The sequence below is a fragment of the Deinococcus aerolatus genome (assembly GCF_014647055.1).
Taxonomy (GTDB): domain Bacteria; phylum Deinococcota; class Deinococci; order Deinococcales; family Deinococcaceae; genus Deinococcus; species Deinococcus aerolatus.
On record NZ_BMOL01000007.1, the window covers coordinates 95,379 to 116,214 of the forward strand.

11 protein-coding genes are annotated in these 20,836 nt (G+C 71.1%); 2 read left to right on the forward strand and 9 right to left on the reverse strand.

The window, feature by feature from the left end:
• Positions 1–58 precede the first annotated feature (58 nt).
• Positions 59–9,958: a translocation/assembly module TamB domain-containing protein gene (locus tag IEY31_RS09195; RefSeq protein WP_229723451.1), complete on the forward strand. Its 9,900-nt coding sequence runs from the start codon at positions 59–61 to the stop codon at positions 9,956–9,958.
• A 218-nt stretch (positions 9,959–10,176) separates the two neighbouring features.
• Here IEY31_RS09195 and IEY31_RS09200 read toward each other — a convergent pair whose 3' ends face one another.
• The 4 genes from IEY31_RS09200 to IEY31_RS09215 all read right to left on the reverse strand — a co-directional run bounded on the left by IEY31_RS09200 (position 10,177) and on the right by IEY31_RS09215 (position 13,515).
• The gene (locus IEY31_RS09200; RefSeq protein WP_188971155.1) at positions 10,177–10,632 is read right to left on the reverse strand and encodes a hypothetical protein; all 456 of its coding nucleotides are present in this window, start codon (positions 10,630–10,632) and stop codon (positions 10,177–10,179) included.
• Positions 10,633–10,668: 36 nt separating this feature from the next.
• A complete protein-coding gene (locus IEY31_RS09205; protein WP_188971157.1) occupies positions 10,669–12,789 on the reverse strand; it encodes an ABC-F family ATP-binding cassette domain-containing protein in 2,121 nt (706 codons plus the stop codon).
• 187 nt (positions 12,790–12,976) lie between these two features.
• Positions 12,977–13,240 (reverse strand): metal-sensitive transcriptional regulator, encoded by a 264-nt coding sequence (locus IEY31_RS09210; protein ID WP_188971353.1) that lies wholly within the window; start codon positions 13,238–13,240, stop codon positions 12,977–12,979.
• A gap of 56 nt (positions 13,241–13,296) precedes the next feature.
• Entirely contained in the window at positions 13,297–13,515 is a 219-nt protein-coding gene (locus IEY31_RS09215) for a CopZ family metallochaperone (RefSeq protein WP_373289140.1), read from the reverse strand.
• 196 nt (positions 13,516–13,711) lie between these two features.
• Between IEY31_RS09215 and IEY31_RS09220 the strand changes: the two genes are divergently transcribed.
• On the forward strand, positions 13,712–16,252 hold the full coding sequence (locus tag IEY31_RS09220; RefSeq protein ID WP_188971159.1) for a heavy metal translocating P-type ATPase: 2,541 nt from the start codon (positions 13,712–13,714) through the stop codon (positions 16,250–16,252).
• A 24-nt stretch (positions 16,253–16,276) separates the two neighbouring features.
• On the opposite strand, the gene IEY31_RS09225 is transcribed toward IEY31_RS09220, so the two are convergent.
• The 5 genes from IEY31_RS09225 to IEY31_RS09245 all read right to left on the reverse strand — a co-directional run bounded on the left by IEY31_RS09225 (position 16,277) and on the right by IEY31_RS09245 (position 20,792).
• Positions 16,277–16,936, reverse strand: a complete 660-nt coding sequence (locus IEY31_RS09225) for a response regulator (protein WP_188971161.1) — start codon at positions 16,934–16,936, stop codon at positions 16,277–16,279.
• Positions 16,933–18,132 (reverse strand): sensor histidine kinase, encoded by a 1,200-nt coding sequence (locus IEY31_RS09230; protein ID WP_188971163.1) that lies wholly within the window; start codon positions 18,130–18,132, stop codon positions 16,933–16,935. Before IEY31_RS09230 ends, IEY31_RS09225 begins: the two co-directional genes overlap by 4 nt.
• A 321-nt stretch (positions 18,133–18,453) precedes the next feature.
• Positions 18,454–19,131 carry a hypothetical protein gene (locus IEY31_RS09235; protein ID WP_188971165.1) on the reverse strand — a complete coding sequence of 226 codons (678 nt, stop codon included), beginning with the start codon at positions 19,129–19,131 and terminating at the stop codon, positions 18,454–18,456.
• Between the two features lie 267 nt (positions 19,132–19,398).
• Entirely contained in the window at positions 19,399–20,109 is a 711-nt protein-coding gene (locus IEY31_RS09240) for a phospholipase A2 (RefSeq protein ID WP_188971167.1), read from the reverse strand.
• Positions 20,110–20,378: 269 nt separating this feature from the next.
• Positions 20,379–20,792, reverse strand: coding sequence for a DoxX family protein (locus IEY31_RS09245; protein ID WP_188971169.1), 414 nt, complete (start codon positions 20,790–20,792; stop codon positions 20,379–20,381).
• Positions 20,793–20,836 lie beyond the last annotated feature (44 nt).

The window sequence follows — 20,836 nt, forward strand, 5'->3', positions numbered from 1 at the left end:
TGCGCGCGGTCCCGGAACAATGCAAAAAGAACCGGACCCGGCGCGGCGTGGGGCACACGTGACCGATGACCCGGTGACCCGCAAGATAAGAACTGAAGCAGCGCCCAAACCAGCGCCCCGGCCAGCGGCCCGCCGGCGGCCGGGGGCCGTGCTGGGCCTGCTGGCGGTCCTGACGCTGCTGGTGGTCTTCTCCCCCACCCTGTTCGGCGGCTGGCTGCTGGCACGCTACGGCCCCGATCTGGGCCTCAGCGCCGGGCGGGTGACGGGGCCGATCTGGGCCCCCCGGCTGGAAGGCGTGAGGGTGAGGCAACCGGGTGTGGACGCGCAGGTGGGGGCGGCGGGCGTGACGGTGGAGGCGTTCAATCCATTTGCCCGAACGCTGCGGCTGGGCGCCTCTGCACGGGACGCCTCCGTGAACCTGAATGCCGAGGAACTGATCCGGAGTCTGGAAAACGCGGGCGGCGGCGAGGGTGGGGGCGGCGGCTGGACCGTGACGCCCGGCCGCATCGAGATCGAGAACGCGCGTCTGACAGTGGCCGGCAAGACGGGCGAGATTCCGGACGGCCAGTTCCAGGTCGCGCCGCGCCCGCAGGGAGGCTGGACCGTTCAGGGCCGCACGCCCCAGGGAAAGCTGGCCGCCGACGTGACCCTGGGCGAGAACAACCGCATAAGCGCCGATCTGGAGGCGGACGCCAGGGTCCTCAACTTCTACTGGCCGGGCGTGACGGCCGGGCGCATCCACGGAACCTACGTGCTGAACGACGGCCCGCTGCGCGGTGACCTGAAGGTGACCGGCGCCGCCCTGCGCGTGCCGGAAGCGCAATTCGTGGCAGTCACGGACATCGGCGGCACCGTGACCCAGCGCGGCGACGACATCAGTCTGAAGCTGGAGGGGCAGGGCTGGAACGGCCCGGTGACGGCCACCGGCCGGGTAGACCTGAGGGCGCAGAACTGGTCGGTCACGGCGGACGCCGCCCCCACTGTCGCCGGGCTGGCACAGGCGCTGGGCACCACCGGCGAGGGCACGCTGGCGCTGCGCGTCACGGCGGGCGGCTGGCAGGACGTGCGGGTCTCGGCGCAGGCCACCGGGGCGGGCCGGCTGGCGGGCATCGCCTTTGCCGACGCGCAGGCCCGCTACGCCTTTGTGCAACAGGCCGGCGAACAGGCGCCGCAGAACAATGACCTGACCTTCAGCGCCGATACCCGGCTGGGCGAGTCCCCGCAGCAGCTGACAGGCAGCTGGACCTTCGGGCAGCGGGGCGAGGCCCAGTTGGTGGGTTCGTTCGGCCAAAAGCCGCTGGACGTGCAGGCCACCATTGACGCGCAGAACCTGGTCACGCTGGGGGGAGACGCGCTGGGCGGCCCGCTGTCGGGCACCTTCAATCTGGAGAACACCCGCCTGAACGCGGCGCTGCGCCCCGAATACGGCGCGGCGCGGGCGCGGGTGGCCCTGAGCGGCACGCCCGATGACCTGCGGGCCGTAATCACCGATGGACTGGCCGGACCGTTCGCGCTGGCCGGCACGGCGCGGCTCAACGCCCAGGGCCTGCGGGCGGACCTGGGCACGGTGCAACTTGATCTGGACAGCGGGTTCAGGGGCCGCTGGAGCGCCCAGAACCTGAGGGGCGCGGGCCTGACCCTGTCCGGCGCGGGGCAACTGGACCTGACCGGAGGGGACGTGACTGGCACCCTGACGGCCACGGTACCGGGCGTGGTTCAGACCCTCAGCGGGCCACTGGACGTGAACTACCTGGACCAGCGCGGCACGTTTACCTCTGGGGGGCAGCAGCTGCGCTGGAACGGCGACGCGTTCCCGATCACGGCGCGCAATCTGGAGGTCATGGGCGGCCTGCGGGTCAGCGGCGACGTGACCGTGACCAACACCCTGAAAGCCTTCGGCACGCTGACGGCGCGGGGCAACGGCTTTGACCTGACCGCCACCGGACGCGGCACCAGCGCCAGCCTGCGCGGCAGCGCGAACGGCGTGACAGTGCTGGCCGACACCCAGCTGCAGGCTCCATACAACACGTCCGCCCGCATCCAGGGGGCTGACATCCAGGGCAACCTCAGCCTGACGGATGCGGGGGTGCGCTTTGGCCTCACCACGGCGGGGCAGACGGCGCGGGGCCGTGTGGACGGCCAGAACGTGACCGCCAGCGGGCGCGTCAACCTGGCTGCGCTGAGGCCACTGCTGAACCTGCCGGACCTCTCGGGAACGCTGGACCTGAGTCTGGCCGGACGGGGCGGCTCGGTGGCGGTGGACGCCCGCGCGGCGGGGGCGGACGTGACCGGTACCTTGAGCCGCGCAGGCAGCGACGTCACCGCCGATCTCAGGGCCACCTACGCGCAGGCCAGCGCCCGCCTGCGCGGTCAGGTCTACCCGCAGGTGGCCGTGGACGGCACGGTCTCGGCACAGGGCCAGACCCTGAGAGCGGCGGTGAGCGGCTCCTACGACGCGCTGCGGGCGCGGGTCACGGGCCGCAGCGGCGAACTGTCGTTCAGCGGCGTGACCCTCCCGGCCCAGGGGGTCAACCTGAGCGGCACCCTGACGCCGCGGCTGGCGGTCAACGGCACCTGGGGCGACCTGAACGTGACCTACGACGGCGCGACCGGGCTGGCCCGCGTGACCGGGACGCAGCCGCTGACCGCTTTCGGGCAGGAGGGCAGCGTGACGGGCCGCGCCACCTGGGGACCGGGCGAGCGCGGCACCTTCCGGGGCGCGGTGGACGCCCAGGGGCAGCTGGACCAGTACCGCGTCGCCCTGAGTGGCCCCTGGAGCAATCTGAACGTGCAGCTCACCGACCGCGAGGGCCTCAGCGCACGCGGCAGCGCCTCGCTGCCGGAAGGGCGCTACGACGTGAACGTGCGCGGCCCCATCGCGGGCGGGCTGTTCGTGGAGGGCAACGTCCGGGGGCGCGGAAGCGAGCCTCGCGGGCGCGTCACGGTACGTGATGCCCAGGGCGGAACGGCCACCGTGGATCTGCGCGGCTTCTCGGACTTTGACCTTCAGGCGCGCGGGCTGACGCTGGCCGGGCAACCGTTGCGGGGCGACCTGAACGCGCGCGGCGGCCTGCTGAGCGGCACCCTGCAGGCCGGACCCCTCACCGTCGACGCCGGCAACGGACGCATCAGCGCGCGCGGCGAGATCGCCGGGCAGACCGTCAGCGCCACCGGCCGCCTGACCCTCCCGGCCACGGTGGAGGACCTGCAATTGAACGTGAGTGGCCCGTACTTCACCGCCAGGGCCAGCGGCGGCGTAGCCGACCTGCGCGGCACGGTGGACCTCCGGGCACAGCGCTTTGGCACGGACCCGCTGACCCTCAGCGTTCCGGCACAGCGCTTTCCGCTCACGGCTTCACTGACCGGCGCGCGGGCCACGGTGGGCGGGCTGACCTACGCGAACGGGGGGTGGAGCGGCAGCCTGACGGCCCGCTACGCCCTGTCCGGCACGCCGGGCACGGTCAGGCTGGCGGGTGCGGGCCAGACGCTGGCAGCGCTGCCGTTCGGGCCCCTCACAGGCCGGGTGGAGGTGCTGCCGCAACTGGGCGGCGCGGTCACGGCCAGCCTCGCCTCCGCCCTGCCCCTGCTGCCCGACACCCTGCGGCCCGAGGTGGTGCCGGGCCGCGTGACCGCGCGGCTGTCCCAGGACGGGGCCACCCTGAGCAGCGCGGGCACCCGCTACCTGGGGCAGCCGCTGGACCTGAGCGCCCGCGTGAACTGGCAGGGCACCTCCACGGCCTCCGGCACGCTGGGTCACCCGTGGGCGCGGCTGCCGTTCCGCTACGACGGCCAGACCCTGAGCGTCCGCGGGGCCACGCTGGACGCCCGTGCACTGAAGCCGGTGCTGAGTGGGCCTCTGACGGCCCTGACCGGGCGGGTGACCCTCGCCCTGACGGTGCCCCAACTGGACCCGGCGCAGGCCAGTGGGCTGGCGCGCGTCAGCCTGAGCGCCCAGGGGCAGCGGGCCACGGGCCGCGTTTCCATGGCGAGGGGTCAGCTGAGTGCGGACCTGAACAGCACCCTGTCGGGCCTGAACGTGCGCCTGCGTGGACCGCTGTACCCGCAGGCCGACGCCACCCTGAACCTGGACGGACTGAACGCCACCCTGCGCGGCAACGCGGACACCACGCTGGCGCTGCGGGCCACTGGCGTGTACGCCCAGCGTCGGGTGGACGTGACCGCGACGGCCGCCGGCCTGACGAGCGGCGCGGCCACCGCCCAGCTGGCCGGCACGGTGGCCGGGGCGGCGCTGAATCTGGCGGTCAACCAGGGCGCGGGCGCAGGGCTGGCGGCCTGGGGCGCAGGGGGCAGCGTCAGCATCCCCGATCTGGGCGCAGTCCTGCTCTCGGACCTGTCCGGCAACCTGAGTGCGACGTTGGACGGCACCCTGGCCGACCTGCAACTGAACACCGTGGGCACCGTGGCGGGCGTGCGCTTCGCAGCTCCGGCCTCTTACCGTGACGGCGTCGTGCGTCTGCGGGGGGCCACCGCCACCCTGCCGCAGGGCAGCGTGCGGGCCAGCGGCCCCGTGTTCCCCGCGCTGCGGCTGAGCGCGAAGGCCAGCGTCACCGACGTGCTGCCGGGCACCTACACCGCGCAGATCACCGGCGCCTACAGCAAGCCCGACGTGAACGTGCAGGGTGTGCTGACCGGGGGGGTGGCGGGGCTGCAGGCCAGCGGTACCCGCCTGAACGCCCGCCTGCTGGGCCAGGACTGGAAGGTGGGCCTGAGCGGTGACCGCCTGTCCGGAACCCTGCGCGGTCAGCTGGGAACGAACGCGCTGGGCGGCCTGGCCACGGCCGCGCTGCGGGTGGACGCCGCGTACCTCGGGGGCAGCCCCGACGCGCCCATCAGCGTGCGCCTCAGCGGCGCTCCTGGCTGGAACGCCCGCAGCGGCTGGAGCGGCACCCTGCGGGCGGTGGGCGACCTTCCCGGCGGACCACTGGACGCAGTGCTGGACGGCAACGGCGCCCTGAAGGTGGCCGCCCTGGTGGGCAGCGGCGACACCCAGGCCCGCGTGACCGGCACCCTGCCCGCCGATCTGGCTTTCCGGCCCGGCGGCACCCTGAACCTGCTGGCCTTCGATGTGGGGGCGCTGTGGGGCCGCCCTCAGCAATTGCGCGTCAGCGGCACCCTGGACGTGGGCGGCGCGTCTTGGAACGCCCCCGAGGCCACCTTCGCCGGAGGGGTGCAGGACAGCGGCAACGAGCTGAGCGGTGATCTGCGCGCGGCCTACCGCGCTGGAAACGCCAGCGTGCGCCTGAACGGAACGAGGGTCAACGGCAGCGGCACGCTGACAGACGGGCGCTACGCCGCCAGCCTGAAAGCCGACTCCCTGCGGGTTGCCCGGTTGCTGCCACGTGGCGTGGACGTGGACGCCCTGACCTTTGCGGGCCGCCTTGAATTGGTGGGCACGCTGGCCGACGGGCCGCAGGTGGTCCGCCTGCAGAACGTGGCCCTGAAAGGCCAGCAGGAGCAGGCCGGGCCGTTCAGCGTGTACGGCGACGCGAGCTACCGCTGGCGGGCGGGCGGCACCGACGAACTGCGGGCCAAGCTGAGCGGCAGCCTGCGCGGCGGCGTCCTGAAGGCCGAGGGGCAATTGCCGGATGGGGTGCGCGTGTCGCTGCGCGGCCTGGGCACCAGTTTTCTGAACACGCCTGCCCTGAACGGCGGCACGGTGGGCGCGGACGTGACCCTGCGCGGCGCAGTGGGCAACCCCACGCTGGAAGGTTGGGTCACCGCACAGACTCCCGCCTTTGACGCGCGGGCCACCCTGTCCGGGCGCGTGCGCGATCCGCGCGCGGTGGCGCGCGTGACGCTGCTGGGTTCGGCGGGCGGCACCCTCTACGCCGACGCGCAGGCCCTGAATCTGGCGGCGGGCACGCTGCGGACTAAACTGTACGGCACGGTTCAAAGCGGCGGCAACGTCGCAACCGTGAATCTGAACGGCGTCTGGCCGGGGCTGGCCGGTACCGTTCACGCGACGCTGGCCGGGGTGCAGCAGCCGGTGACCCTGAGCGGCGACGGACGCGGCAGCTACGCGCTGGACGGCGGGACACTGGGAGGCGGCGCCCTCATCCTTCAGAAAGCGCAGGGCTTTGTCCCCACGCTGGCCGGGACGGTCAGGCTGACGCCCCTGCCGCTGGTGGACGGCACCGGGCAGCTTGAACTGGCCGCCACGCTGGCGGGAACGCTGACGGCCCCTTCCCTCGCCGCCAGCGTGACCTCACAGGACGCCTCGGCCTACGGGGTCACGCTGGCCGACACGGTGGGTCGGCTGGGCGGCCCCCTGAGTGCCCTGGCCGGAACGCTGACCCAGGCGGGCGGAACGGTGGCAACGCTGGGTGGTGGGGAGCCGAGCGGCGGCGGGGTCACGCTGGCGGGCCTGCGCCTGGACGCGGCAGGCAGCGCCTTTCGCGTCAGCGGCACGGCGGCCCTGGACGGCCGCGCGGACCTGTCCCTGAAAGTCAGCGGCACGCTGAATGGCACCCTGAACGCCGTCGCCCGCGCCCGCGCCCTGGCGCTGAAGGGCGCGCTGGATGGACCGCAGAAGCTCGCGGCGGCGGTAGACCTGCGGGCCGATCCCTTCACCGGCTGGCACGGGGGCCTGCGCGTGACGGGCGGGCCGTCGCTGGGCGGCAGCGGCGACGTGCTAACGGCCCCGGCGGTCCTGAGCGTCTCCGGGCCGCTGGCGCATCCGCTGGCACAGGGCACGGCGGGCCTGCTGGGAGCGGGGGCACGCATCGTGGCCGCGCAGACCGGCGTGCAGGTCAGGCTGGTGGACGGCCCCGGCGCAACCGCCAACGGCGCGGTGGGTGTGCGCCCCGACGCGCAGGGCAGGTGGCGCTGGAGCGGGGCCGCCAGCCTGACCCGCCCCGAACTGAGCCTGAGCGTGACCCCCAGCGGGCCGCTGGCCGAGCCGCAGGTGCTGCTCAGCGTGCGCCGGGGCGAGTGGCGGGCCAGCGGCACCGCCACGCTGGAAGGCGCCGACATCCGCGTCAGCGACGGTGAGCGGGACGGCTCGCTGAGCTTCCGGGCCGGGCAGCTGGCCACCAACCTGCCGGGCCTGCAACTGGCCCGCCTGAGCATTCCCAGCCTCAACGGCCTGCTGACCGCCAGCGGCACCCTGAACACCGATACCCAGAACGGGCAGGTGGCCGTGAAGGTCACGGATTTCACCTCGGCGGCCGAGGTGCCGTACCTGGGCCTGCAGCTGTCCGGCGAGGCCAGCGCGAACGTGACCCTGCGCGGCGGGCGGCCCACGGTGTCGGCGCAGGTCACGCTGCCCTCCGGCACGCTGCAGCTGAACGCGCTGCAGGGCGAGAAGACTTGGACTGGCCGCCTGAGCGGCAGCCTGCGCCAGCAGGACGGAACCCTGAATGTGAATGTGGGCCTGGACAGCGGCGGCCTGAGCGGCCTGCTGGGCGCGCGGGCCTACCCGGTAGAGATCGCCAACCAGAAGCTGACCGTGGACGGCGAGATTAACCTGAAGGGCCAGAGCTTCGGGGCTGTCCTCAACGCCCGCAACGATATGGGGGGCGTCAGTGTGAACGCGTCCGGGGGCATCGCCGATCTGCTGCCCGGCGCGCCCCTGGGCGTGCTGGCGCTGGCCCCCACCGGCGAGGGCTACAGCGTCCAGGCCGCACTGGACGAACTGGAGGTCAGCAACCTGAAGCTGGCCCCCGGCCTCTCGGGACCGCTCAGCGGGAACGCCAACCTGCAAGACGGCGGCGGCACCTTTGTGCTGCGGTCGGCGGGCCTGACGGTGGGGCCGCGAACCCTGCCCGCACGGCTGGAAGGCACGCTGGCCGGCGGCAGCTGGCGCATTCGCGGGTTTCTGGGACAGTCGGACTTCACGGCGGGCCTGGGCAGCGGCGAGGTCTTCGGGCAGGGCAGCCTGCGTGCCCTGCCGGTGGGCGCGCTGGTTGCTGCCTTTACCGGAGCGGCCCCCGGTGAGGGCGTCGTGACCGGCGTGGCCCGCTTCCGCTTCCCACTGGCCGATCCGCTGGCCGGCAGCGCCAGCGTGGTGGCCGAGCGCATCCGGGTCAGCGCCACCAGTGGCATGGGTGCGGCCGCCTCCACCGAGACCCTGACTGGCAGCGGCACGCTGGAGTACGCCCAGCGCGAACTGCGCGGCGTGAACATTCAGCTCACGGGGGCCGGCACCTGGGACGTGCGCGGCCAGTACACCCGGCAGGCGGTGGACCTCAACGCCCGCTTTACCAACACCACCTTTACCCCGGTGCTGCGCCTGATTCCCGGTCTGACCGAGCTGGACCCCAGCCTGCGCGGCAGCCTGACCGTCAGCGCAGCAGGCACCTACGAGCGCCCGCGCGGGCTGCTGCGCGTGCAGAACGTCAGTGGCAATGTGGCGGGCCTGAGCCTGGAGGTGCCCAGCTTCGCGGGCGACCTGCCCGACAGCGGCGCGTTCACAGCGAGCGGCACGGTCCTGACCGGCGGCGCACTGGGGGCCAACGGCACGCTGGACGTGCGTGGCCAGCTCACGCTGGGCAAGCTCAGCGCCACGCGGGTGGCCTTCAGCGGTCTGCTGGCCCCGCAGGGACTGGGCGCGCTGCCGGGCAGCACCGTGGTGCTGGCGCAGGACGGCGAGACCTTTTCCATCGACGCCCAGAGCCGCAGCGCCAGCGCAGTCAGCGGAGCGGGCACCCTGCGGGTCAGCGGGCAGGTGTCGCCCAGAATCGACCTGACGCTGACCGCCCGCAACTACAACCTGCCGCTGTCGGTGATCTTTGCCCGCGAGAGCGCCCTGAACGCCGATCTGCGTGCGGTGGACGACGGCACCGTGATCCGGGTGGGCGGCGCGGCAGATTTCCTGCGCCTGACGCTGGGCCGCGCCGACGCGGCAGCGGCCATTCCCACGCCGGGGCAGACCAACGGGCAGGCCCTGAACGGCGCGCCGGACCGCACAGGCCGCACGACCGACAGCTACGTCAGCCCGCTGCCCGAGGTCTATTCCACCTTCCCGGCCCCGGCGACGGCGCCGGGCGAGGCTGCCGCCCCCCGGCCCACGCCCCCCTTCCTGGAACGGGTGGTTTTCGAGGACATTCCCATCCGCGCCCCCGGCGGCATCCGGGTGGACGAGAGCCTGGCCCGTGCTGAATTCACCACGCCAGGCCTGGTGCTGGCCGGCAGCGGCGCGCGCCCCCGCCTGAGCGGCACCATCCGTTCCGGACGCGGACTGATCTACCTGCGCGAGAACGAGTTCACGCTGGGCGACAGCAGCGTGACGTTTGACGGGGCCGGCCTGCTGCCTGCCTTCAACATCACGGCGACGGGGCAGGTACAGGCGGTGACCACCCGGCAGCGCGTGCCGGTGACCCTGAACCTCAGCGGCGAGTTCACCACCCGCGCCGACGGCGCGGCCGCCCTGAACCTGACCACCACCCTGGCCTGCACCGCCGAGGGCACGGCCTGCCGCGACCCCGACACCGGACAGGACTACACCGAACCGGAACTGTACGCGCTGGTGGCCACCGGCGTCCCCAACCTGACGGCGCTGCCCGGCAACCTGGGCGCGCTGGGGGCCAGCGCGCTGCAGACCGCCCTGAACGTCTTTGTGCTGGGCGAGCTGGAACGGACCCTGGCCCGGGCCTTTGGGCTGGACGTGTTCCGCCTGTCTCCCAACCTTAACGGCGCCGACGGCAGCCTGGGCGCGACGCTGACGCTGGGGTCCTACCTGACCCGCGACCTGTACCTGCAGTATCAGGTGGACCTGGCTGGCAAGGGCCTGATCGACGCCACCTACAGCACCCCGGACGACCGCTTTACCTTCCGGGTCAGCACGCCGCTCACCGGACTGGACCTGGGCAGCCTGCGCCCCAGCTTCAGCGCCGGGTACAATGTCAACCCGCGCACCAACCTGAGCATCGGCGTGCAGAACGGCGACGTGAGCACCCGGCTGCGTTTCGGGGTAACGTACCGGATCGGGGGGCGCTAGAGCATTTGTCAAAAGAGCTGTTTCCTTCTGACCGAACGGAGTGAGCCGATTTGCTGGAGGATCTGGGACTTGCAAAGTCGCGGACCAGAGAATGGAAGCGTCAGAAGTCTCTTTTTCTGACGCCGTAATTCGGACAAATGCGCCAGGGGGATCATCTCCGGCGCAGACCAAAGGGCAGGGCCGCCCACTTTCGGCGGCCCTGCCCGGTGCTGCGTCAATCAGCGGCTGACGGTCACGCTCGCGCGGGGTTCCAGGGCGTAGAAGGCCACCAGCGCCACCAGGGTGCCGACCCAGCCGGGGGCGCTGCCCAGTTCCAGCTCAAAGGGGCGGCCCAGCACGGTGCTGCCCAGCTGTCCCGACAGGCGCTCGCCGGTCTGCTGCGCCACCACGTTCCAGCCCACGATGGGTTCGCCCATGAAGCCGGTCACGCGGTCCACGCCGCGCAGCACCAGCTTCTGGCTGCCGACGTTGCCCCTGAGTTCGCCGCCGTCCAGCTCGATCTTCACAGGATCATTGCCCACCGTGCCCTGCACGCCGCGCTCGGTGATTTCGAGTTCAATGTCCTTGCCGTGGAGCTTGCCGCCCGCGCGGCCCGAAATAGTGTCGCCTTCGATAACGCAGCGGATGTCGTATCCGTCCGCGCCCCCGAGGCGTCCCTTGATGAGGTCGTCCATGCGCGGAAGTATAGCGGGCGCGGCCTGACCGTGGGCTCAGGGTGGCGGCGGCGCGCCCGTGCGGATCAGGCCCAGCCGCTCGAAATACTGCCGCCGTGTCAGCGTGGGGCCGCCCTCACCCAGCTGGACGCGGCCCACGTTCCAGTGCTCGAAGAGAATCCGCAGCGCCCCGCCCAGCAGGGCCGCGCCGTACCAGTCGGGCGCCCCGGCACTCCAGCGCAGCGCGGTTCCGTCCCAGGCCAGATGCGGGCAGGTCTCGTCCCGCGCGGCCCAGAACATGCCGCCCCCCCCCGCGTCTCCCAGCCGCTGGGCGTGCACCGTCAGCGGCGGCTCGCGGACCTGCAGGTCGTACTGCGGGGCCGCGAAGGCCTCCGCGTACAGCACGTAGAGGTGCTGCTGGAGCGCGTGCGCCTGGGAACGCAGCCGCGCCTCCTCCCGTCCGCTGAGGCCGCCGGGGGTGGAATCCAGCGCCCTGCGGACGTCGGCCAGCTGGGTCTCGATGTGGATCAGCCGCTGCCGGGCGGTGGGACGCGGCGGGGGCGGCGGCGGGTCGCCCTGCAGGTGCCGGGCCGGGTCGGCGTACTCGCGGCTGCCCCAGCCGGTGACCTCGCGCAGCTGACCGTCCTCGATCACCCACAGGCGGTTTGAAACCTCGCGGGCAAAGCGGCGGTCGTGGGTCACGATCACCACCGCGCCGCCATAGGCATGGACGGCGGCCTCCAGCGCGTCCAGCGCCTCGATGTCCAGGTGGTTGGTCGGCTCGTCCAGCAGCAGCAGATCGGCCCGCAGGGCACTGACCAGCGCCAGCCCCGCCCGCGCCCGCTCGCCGCCCGACAGCTGTCGCGGCGTCTTGGGCCAGTCGGCCTCGGTGAAGCCCGCACGGCCCAGCAGGGCCACCGCCTGCCCCCCAAAGCGGCGCTCGAACTGGGCGCGCAGGCCCTCGCCGGGCATCAGCCCGTGCCAGGTCTGGTCCAGACTGGCCACGCTCACGCCGTTCGCCACGCGCAGCACCGGGGCGGGGTCCCCGATACCCGCCGCCGGATCGGGGTGGTCCTCGCCCGACAGCAGCCGCATCAGGGTGGTCTTGCCGGTACCGTTTGCGCCCATTAACGCCACGCGGTCCCCCTGACGCAGCCTGAACGCCACGCCAGACACGATGTGGCGCCCGTCGTAGGATTTGGAAAGGTGCTCGCCCCAGGCCACCAGTGGGGCGCGGGCGCTTCCGGCCAGCAACCGCATCCGTAACTGGCGCTCGGGCAGGGGCGCCTCGGCGGTGGGCAGGCGTCCGGCGCGGGATTTGAGGCCACGCGAGCGGCGGCCCCAGCGGTCCAGGTTTTCCGCGCTGTCTTCCAGCCGCCGACTCTCCTGCGCCGAGAGCTTCGCGGCGCGTTCCCGGGTGCGCCGTTCCAGTTCGCGTTGCGCCTTTGCGCGGGTGTAGCCGCCGGGGTAGAAGGTGGCCTCGCCCGCCTCCAGCCACACGCTGCGCCCACCGGCGGAACCGGCCACCGCGTCCAGAAAGTCGCGGTCATGGCTGGTCAGGACCACGCCGCCCCGGAACCCGCGCAGCCAGCCTTCCAGCCACTCGCGCATGCGGATGTCCAGGTGATTGGTGGGCTCGTCCAGCAGCAGCAGGTCCGGCTCGCGGGCCAGGGCCAGCGCCAGCGCCAGCCGGGTGCGCTCGCCGCCGGACAGCGTGGCGGCCTCGCGGCCCAGGAAGCGGGTGAGGTCCAGCGTGCCCAGCACGCGCGCCACCCGCGAAGGCCACGCGAAGGCCTCGGCGTCTTCCAGCCGGGCGTTCAGCTCGGTCCACGCGGCCAGGACGGCAGGATCGCCCAGATCAGCCTCCAGCGCCAGCAGCTCGGCTTCCAGCTCGCGGTACGGGTGCGCGGCATCCACCAGGGTCCGCACGGTCTTGCCGGCAGGATACGTGTGGTGCTGCTCCAGCACGCCGACGCGCAGTCCGTCCGCCCGCCACACGCTGCCCTCCTCCAGCAACACTTCCCCGGTCAACACGCGCAGCAGCGTGGTCTTGCCCGCCCCGTTGCGGCCCAGCAGCGCCACGCGCTCGCCGCCCGACACGCTCAATGACACGTCACGCAGCACCGCCCGCTCCGCGTAGAACACGGTCAGGTTTTCGGCGGCGATCAGCGTGGACACGGGGAGGAGGCTAGCGCACACGCGGCAGGCAAGAATCGGCGAAAAGGTCCAGTTGCGCGGGCCACCTGTGGCTGCCGACGTGGTTCACCATGCCCCCACCTCAATCACTGAACCGCCAGAGCGCAAGGGCGACTCTGGCGGTTCGGCATTCGGCTTTCCTGGCTGAGAAGCGGCCGCTGATGCGGCGCTAACGGTAGCGCAGCGCCTCCATCACCTCTTCCACCATTTCCACGCTGTCGCCGCGCCCGGCGGAGGTCGCCACATGCGCTTCCAGATGACCGCGCAGCACCACGTCGCCCGCGCCGCTCAGCGCGCCCTGCACCGCCTTGATCTGGCGCAGCACGTCCACGCAGTACACCTCGGGATCGTCGAGCATCCGCACGATGCTGTCGAGGTGTCCGCGCGCAATGCTCAGGCGGCGGCGGGCGCGTTTGCGGGCGTCCTCCGGCATGCACAGCTTGGCTGAAGCCGCGCAGTGGGGGGCGTCGGCCACAGCGGAGGCATCGGTCACCCGTTCGCCACCTGCGCGGCGTAGCCTTCGCCGGCCACGGCACTGATCATGGCCCCGGCATCGGCGTCGCCGTGAACGGTGGCCTTGCCGGCCGCCAGGTCCACCTGCACGTCATGCACGCCCGTCACGCCCTTGAGCGCCTTTTCCACAGCTTTCACGCAGTGGCCGCAGGTCATGCCGTCAACTTTCAATTCGGTCGTCATGGTGTTGGTCATGGATGGATTTTAGACCCCGGGGGGGAGGGAGGTCAAGAGAGGAGGGATCAGACCGTCTCGACGTCCTCCTGTGCTAAAGGCGGCATCACCCTATTCAGGCTGTTCATGCATCGAACTTCAGGGCATCCCCCTTCTAGCGTTCACCACCAAACCGTCCCATCTTGCCTTACCCTCCCCAGGGGGATAGAATATTTTCATGACGACAAAGACCCTCACTCTGGATGTTGGCGGCATGACCTGTGCCGCCTGCGTGGGCCGGGTGGAACGCGGGCTGAAAAAGGTGGACGGCGTGCAGGATGCCGCCGTCAATCTGGCGACCGAGCGGGCCAGCGTGACCTATGACCCGGCGCGGACCACGGTGGCCCAGCTGGTGGACACCGTGAAAGACACCGGCTACGAGGCACGGACCACGGAACTCTCCTTTCCGGTGGAGGGGATGACCTGCGCGGCCTGCGTGGGCCGGGTGGAGCGCGGGCTGCAAAAGGCCGAGGGGGTATTGAGCGCCAGCGTCAACCTCGCCACCGAGCGGGCCAACGTGACGTACCTCCCCGCCGCCACCTCGCCTGCCGCACTGAAGCAGGCGGTGCGCGACGCCGGGTACGACGTGCCGGACGAGGCCACTGAGGCTGAGTCGCGGCTGGACGCAGACCGCGCCCGCAAGGCGGAGGAAATCGCGGCGCTGCGGCGTTCGGTGATTCTCGCCGCCGCCTTCAGCATTCCGCTGTTCATCGTGGCCATGCTACCGATGGTCTGGCCGGCACTGGACCGGTGGCTGATGGACCGCGTGGGCATGCAGACCCTGAACTGGGTGATGCTGGCGCTGGCGGCCCCGGTGCAGTTCGGCCCCGGCCTGCGCTTCTACCGCTCCGGCTGGGCGGCCCTGCGGCACCGCAGCCCCGACATGAACACGCTGGTGATGCTGGGCACGTCGGCGGCCTTCGGGTACTCGCTGCTGGTCACGTTGGCCCCCGGCCTGTTTCCGGCAGGCAGCGCCCACGTGTATTACGAGGCGTCCGGCGTGGTCATCACCCTGATCCTGCTGGGCAAGCTGTTCGAGGCGCTGGCCAAGGGCCGCAGCAGCGAGGCCATGCGGACCCTGCTGGCGCTGCAACCCAACGTGGCCCGCGTGCAACGGGACGGGGGTGTGGTGGAAGTGCCTGCCGACGATGTGCGCGTGGGGGACCATGTGCTGGTGCGCTCCGGCGAACGCCTGCCGGTGGACGGCGAGGTGGTGGACGGCAGCAGCTACGTGGATGAGTCCATGCTGACCGGCGAGAGCGTGCCCGTGCAGAAGACGGCAGGCGCGAAGGTCACAGGCGGCACCGTGAACGGCACCGGGGCGTTGACCTTCCGGGCCACGGGTGTGGGGGCCGACACCGCACTGTCGCGCATCATCCGCATGGTGGAGGACGCGCAGGCCAGCCGCCCGCCGATCCAGGGGCTGGCCGACCGGGTGGTGGCCGTGTTCGTGCCGGTGGTGCTGGTGATTGCCGCCGTGACCTTTGCGGTCTGGATGTTCATCGGGGGCGAGGGCGCACTGGCCAACGCCCTGGTGCACACCGTGGCCGTGCTGATCATCGCCTGCCCGTGCGCCATGGGTCTTGCCACCCCGGTCAGCATCATGGTGGGCAGCGGGCGCGCCGCGCAGATGGGCGTGCTGTTCCGCAGCGGCGCGGCGCTCGAAGGCCTGGGGGCCGCGCAGGTGGTGGCCGTGGACAAGACCGGGACGGTCACGCAGGGACGGCCCGAAGTCACCGAAGTGGTGGCCCAGGGCCAGTGGCAGCAGATGGAAAGCGAACTGCTCCGGCTGACCGCCGCCGCCGAGTCGTCCTCTGAACACCCACTGGCACGCGCGATTGAGCGGGCGGCGCTGGGTGAGGAGAACAACGTCAATGCCCTCTCCCCTGCCACCGACTTCCAGGCCATCCCCGGCTACGGCGTCCAGGCCACCGTGGACGGCAAGCGCGTGGAGGTGGGCGCGGCCCGCTACATGGCGAGACTGGGGCTGGAACTGGGCGACTTGGAAGGGCAGGCCGACACCCTGGCCCAGCGCGGACGCACCCCGGTCTTCGTTGCGGTAGACGGTGAACTGGCCGGCCTGCTGGGCGTGGCCGATCCGGTACGGACAGGCAGCGTGGAGGCCATCCGCACCCTGCAGGGACAGGGCACCGAAGTCGCCATGATCACCGGCGACACCCGCGCCACCGCGCAGGCCGTGGCCGCCGAGGTGGGCGTGTCGCGCGTGCTGGCCGAGGTGCTGCCGGAGGGCAAATCGGACGCCGTGCAGGAATTGCAGGCCGGGGGCCGCAAGGTGGCCTTCGTCGGCGACGGCATCAACGATGCGCCCGCCCTGGCCCGCGCCGACGTGGGCGTGGCGATTGGCACCGGCACCGACGTGGCCGTGGAAACGGCCGACGTGATCCTGATGTCGGGCGACCTGCGCGGCGTGCCGAACGCCATCGCCCTGTCGCGGGCCACGCTGCGCAACATCCGGGTCAACCTGTTCTGGGCCTTCGCTTACAACATCCTGCTGATTCCGGTGGCGGCAGGTGTGCTCTCAGCCTGGAACATCACGCTGTCCCCGGTGCTGGCGGCGGCGGCGATGGGCCTGAGCAGCGTGTTCGTGCTGAGCAACGCCCTGCGCCTGCGGGGGTTCAGGCCGCCGCTGGGGGGCGAGGCCAGCGCCACTGGAGGGAGTGGCAAGCCGGTGTCCCCCACCCTGCCGCAGACCTCCTGAGCCCGCTGGAGCCGGCGAAGCTCGTCACAGCAGGCGACACTCCACGGCTTTCAGCACAGCGCGGGTGCGGTCCCGCACGCCCAGCTTGGACAGGATGTTGGACACGTAGCCTTTGATGGTGCCTTCGGTGGTAGTGGTCAGCCCGGCGATCTCGCGGTTGTTGAAGCCGCCCGCCATCAGGCGCAGCACCTCCTGCTCGCGGCTGGTCAGGAGGATGCGGTCCTCCGGGCCGTCCTCCCGCTGCGGGCGCAGTTCGTCCAGACCGCGCTGCACCTGATCGGTCAGGGTGGGCTGCAGCCAGCGTCCCCCGCCCGCCACCGTGCGGATGGCCTGCAGCAGCACCGGCAGGTCCACATCCTTGAGCAGGTACCCCTTCGCGCCCAGCTGCACGGCGGACAGCAGCAGTTCATCGTCGTCGAAGGTGGTCAGGATCAGGGTGGGGATCAGGGGGGTGCCGTGGGCCTGTGCCCGCTCTGCCAGTGCCCGCAGCACGCCCAGCCCGTCCAGGCGGGGCATCCGGTAGTCCAGCAAAAGCACGTCGGGGCAGGCGTCCGGCACGGTGACCAGCGCCTGCTCGCCGTTCTCGGCCTCGGCCACCACCGTCATGTCGTCGGCCAGGGCCAGCATGCTGCGCAGGCCCTGGCGCACCAGCGTCTGGTCTTCCACGATGCAGATCCGGATCATGCCGCGCCCCCTGTGGCCGGTCCGGATAGGGGAAGGCGGACCAGCAGTTCCAGCGGTTGCCCCGGCAGTGCCCGCACCTCCAGCGTGCCGCCGACGCTCTCGATGCGCTCGCGCATTCCGCTCAGGCCGCAGCCGGGTTTGAATCTGGGGGTGCCGTGGCCGTCGTCGCGGGCGTGCAGGGTCAGCTGCCGCCCGCCCTCCTGCGCCGCCCCGCACGAAAGGTCCAGCCAGACCTGCCGCGCCCCCGCATGACGCACGACGTTGGTCAGGCCCTCCTGCACGGTTCGCAGCAGCACCTGGGACTGCACCGGACACGGCACGCTGAAGCCCGCCGAGAAGCTCAGGTGGATCGGCAGGGACGCCGTGCGGGCCAGCGTCTCGATCTCGGCCCGCACGTCACAGGGAGCCGAGGTCTCGCGCATGCCACGCACGGCGGTTCTCACGTCGCTCAGCAGGGTGTGCGCCAGTTCCCCAGCCTGCTCCACATGCCCACGCGCCGGCCCCGACGGCAGCTGGTGCAACGCCACCTGCAGGTTCATGCCCAGCGCGGTCAGGTGGTGGCCCATCAGGTCGTGCAGCTCACGCGAGATCTGCAGGCGTTCGGCCTGACGGCTGGCCTCGGCCAGCAACGCGCGGGTGGCGCGCAGTTCATCCACCACCACCGCGAGTTGCTGCCGCGCCCGCACCTCACGCACGGCGGTCTGCGCGGTGGTCATGGCAAACAATTGAAAGCAGAAGTAGCCGGTCCCAAAGGCCCACGCGTCTGCGGCGCTCCAGTACGTCAGAAACACCGTCAGCAGGCTCACGGTCTGCACCGTCACCCACACCAGCATCCAGCGCACCGGCAGGGTCACCGCCACCTGCGCCGCCACCAGCACCAGCAGCCCGCCCTGCACGCTGTTGGCATCCAGCAGCGCGTTGCCCACTAGGGCCAGCACCGATTCCAGCGCGGCCAGAAACAGCGCCAGCCGCTGCCACCGGGGCTGGTCCGGCAGCGAGATCGCCGTCAGGAACACGGCGATGAAGGCCACCATCGCCAGCCCCCAGGGCAACACCTCCTCCGGCGTCAGGCCCTCGCGGCTGGGCTGGGCCAGCAGTGAATGCACCAGCAGGACCGTCCAGAACAGCAGGCCGGTCCAGCGAAGCCCCCGGCGGACCTGCGCCAGAGGCTCCCCGGCCGGAACCCCCACAGCCACGTTGCCCAGGGCGTGCGAGAACGGGGGCCAGCGCCGCGCGGCCCGTACCCCAGGAAAGGAAGAGGAGTCAGTCGAGGAAACCGGAGGAGGAGTCAGAACCGTCATCGTTGTGGCCTCGGCAGGGTTGGAGAGGGCAGCAGGAAGGAGCGATTCGGGAAAGCTCAGAACAGCAACTTGGGATGGATTGACCCGTACTGTAGGGGGTGCTGCGCGGATAGGCCCCGAGTCTGCACCGGGTTCAAGTGAGGCAGGCCGTGGGGATGGTCTGAAGGTGGGAGCCAGAGCGCGAAGACTCTGGTCCCCACCGCGTTCAGGGCAAGGCTAGACGATGATCTCGCACAGCAGGTCACGGCCCAGCGGCACCCAGCGGCCCGAAGCGTTGAGCTGCCTGACCAGCGCGTTGTAGGCGTAGGTGCAGCCCCTGGAAATCGCCTCACCGATGATCAGCTTGATGATGCCGCGCAGCGGTCCCTTCAGGGCGGCCTTGACCCACTTCGGCGCACGCTTGTACTGGTTGACCAGCGAGACCAGGCGGTTGTACACCCAGTCGCTCACACCCTGGGCCGCCATGCCCGTCGCCACGGTGCCCTGGACCGTCAGGCCGACAATCACGAAGGGTGAACCCGATGTTCCACGCTGGCCCTCGGGAATGACCCTCAGTTCGGCGAAGCGCGGCGCACCGGCCTCCACGGTGCCGAGCAGCGAGACCGCCTCGCCTGTGCGGGTGGTGGCCTCCAGGTAGGTGGTGGGCACCCCCTCCTCTTCCAACGTAATCTGCGAAATCAGGGTCAGGCCCCGCGCCGCCGCCACGTTCAGCGTGCGCTCCTGGTTGGCCTGCGCGGCACGCGACAGCGGCAGGGTGGCCTGGGTCTCGGCGGCGGTTTCGGCCGGGGCGGGCACGCCGCCCAGCGGGGTCTGGCCGCAGGCGCTGAGGGTGACCATCAGGGATAGAAAGGCGGCGGTGGCGCTGCGGCGGACAGGGACAGTGTTGCGGAACATGGTGGGCCTCCGGGGAAGACGGGCGCAACCGGAGTGGGGCAGGGTTGCGCCTGGGGAGAAGTCGCGCTGGCCGGGCATGACGGGGGGAGGAAACGGCAGCGGAGAGAATCACCGGAACATGGACGGGGCGAGGGCTCCGGGTGGGAGGCGACCTCCTGCCAAGAGAAAGGTGGGAAGCGATCTGAACGCGCCTGGGGGCTTCCGGGGCCGGAGGGTCAAGGCACTGGACTGCCGGGAAGAACGTCGCAGGGGCCAGCTAGCGCAAGGTTAGCGGTGCCACTTGGCCCAGCCGAAGTCGCGCACCACGACGTAGTACGCCTGCGCGGCGGCGTAACAGCCGGGGCGGGCCCAGAGGCTCTTGCTGTTGCACAGCCCCCGCATGTTGCTCAGGAAGGCCGAATCGGTTCTGGCCTTGTTGTAGGGCCAGTACGGAATGGAGATCAGCTTGGGCAGGTTGCGGTAGCCGAAGTCATGGACGTTGCAAGCGCTGCGGAAGAAATCGCTGTAGCCCAGGCCCAGGCCCTTGGGGGCGCTGCAGCCGTCATAGCGCCAGTCCAGGCCGCTGTAATCGGGCGAGCGCCTCTCGGCGGCGTAGTTGCTGATGCTTCCCCAGGCGACGCGCTGGGCGTACCCCGCCTTGCCGGAAGCCTGAGCACCCATGCCCGGCTCTCCTGCCTGCTGCGCCAGGGCCTCGGCATCCAGGCCCGCGTTGGGCAGCCCGTAGGCCTCCTGCAGGCCCTGAAGCAGCAACGGGTCGCTGGCATTCTCCCGCAGGATCGCCTGACTCTCGGCGTCCTGCAGTTCGGGGCGCCCGGCAAACCCGGCAATCTGTTCAGCCACCGTCGGCCCAGCCGTGGCGGCTGCAGCGGCGGGCGTGGGCGGCGTGCTGGCCGTCTCGCCCTGCGACCCGCAGGAGGTCAGGATGAAGGCACCCATCAGCAGAGCACCAAGACCAAAGTTGAACGTGGGGGTTTTCATAGTGCAGCCTCCTGAAGCAGGACCGGGCGCCTCTCGATGAAAGGGCCGGAATGACGCCCGACAGTCTCTTCCCTACCCGGAGGCGCGGTGAATCGCGTCTGCGAGGGAAGTAAGGAAGAACGGAACTGTGGAACTGAACAGAGCTTAAGCGGCTTCACCTCTCCTGCCCACTGCCGAAAGTTAGCAGGCAGTTCCAGGGAGATTTACCAGTTTCTCATCTATTCTCATTCATCTGGCAGGTCAGTCAGGACTTTCTTACCCACCTCCTGTCATCTGTGCTCTCTTTGCGCCGCCCACGCCCCGGTGCTCCACAGCGCCCACACCACCAGCAGCGGCTGAAAGAACAGCCGGATCAGGCGCTTGCGGTCTGTATCCAGGCCGAAGGCATTCGCATGCGTCAGGTACTGCGAGATGTTGCCGGGAAACATCGTCACAAAGAATGTGGCCAGCAGCCAGCCCGGAAGGACGTGCTGCCACGGCAGGACGGTCAGCGCCGCGCCCAAATTGACTTCCACCACGCCGGACGCCAGCACCACGAAATCCTGATTCAGCGGCAGGCCGTCAGGCACCTGGGCCTGGAAGTCGCGGCGCAGAAAGCTCAGGTGGCCGAGGCCCGCCAAGGCGAGGGCCGAACCAAGCAGCACGCGGGCCAGATTCTGGACAGGAGCAGGCGTTGACGTCATGGCCGTCAGGTTGACACTTGCGTCCGGGCATCACGTGTTCCTCT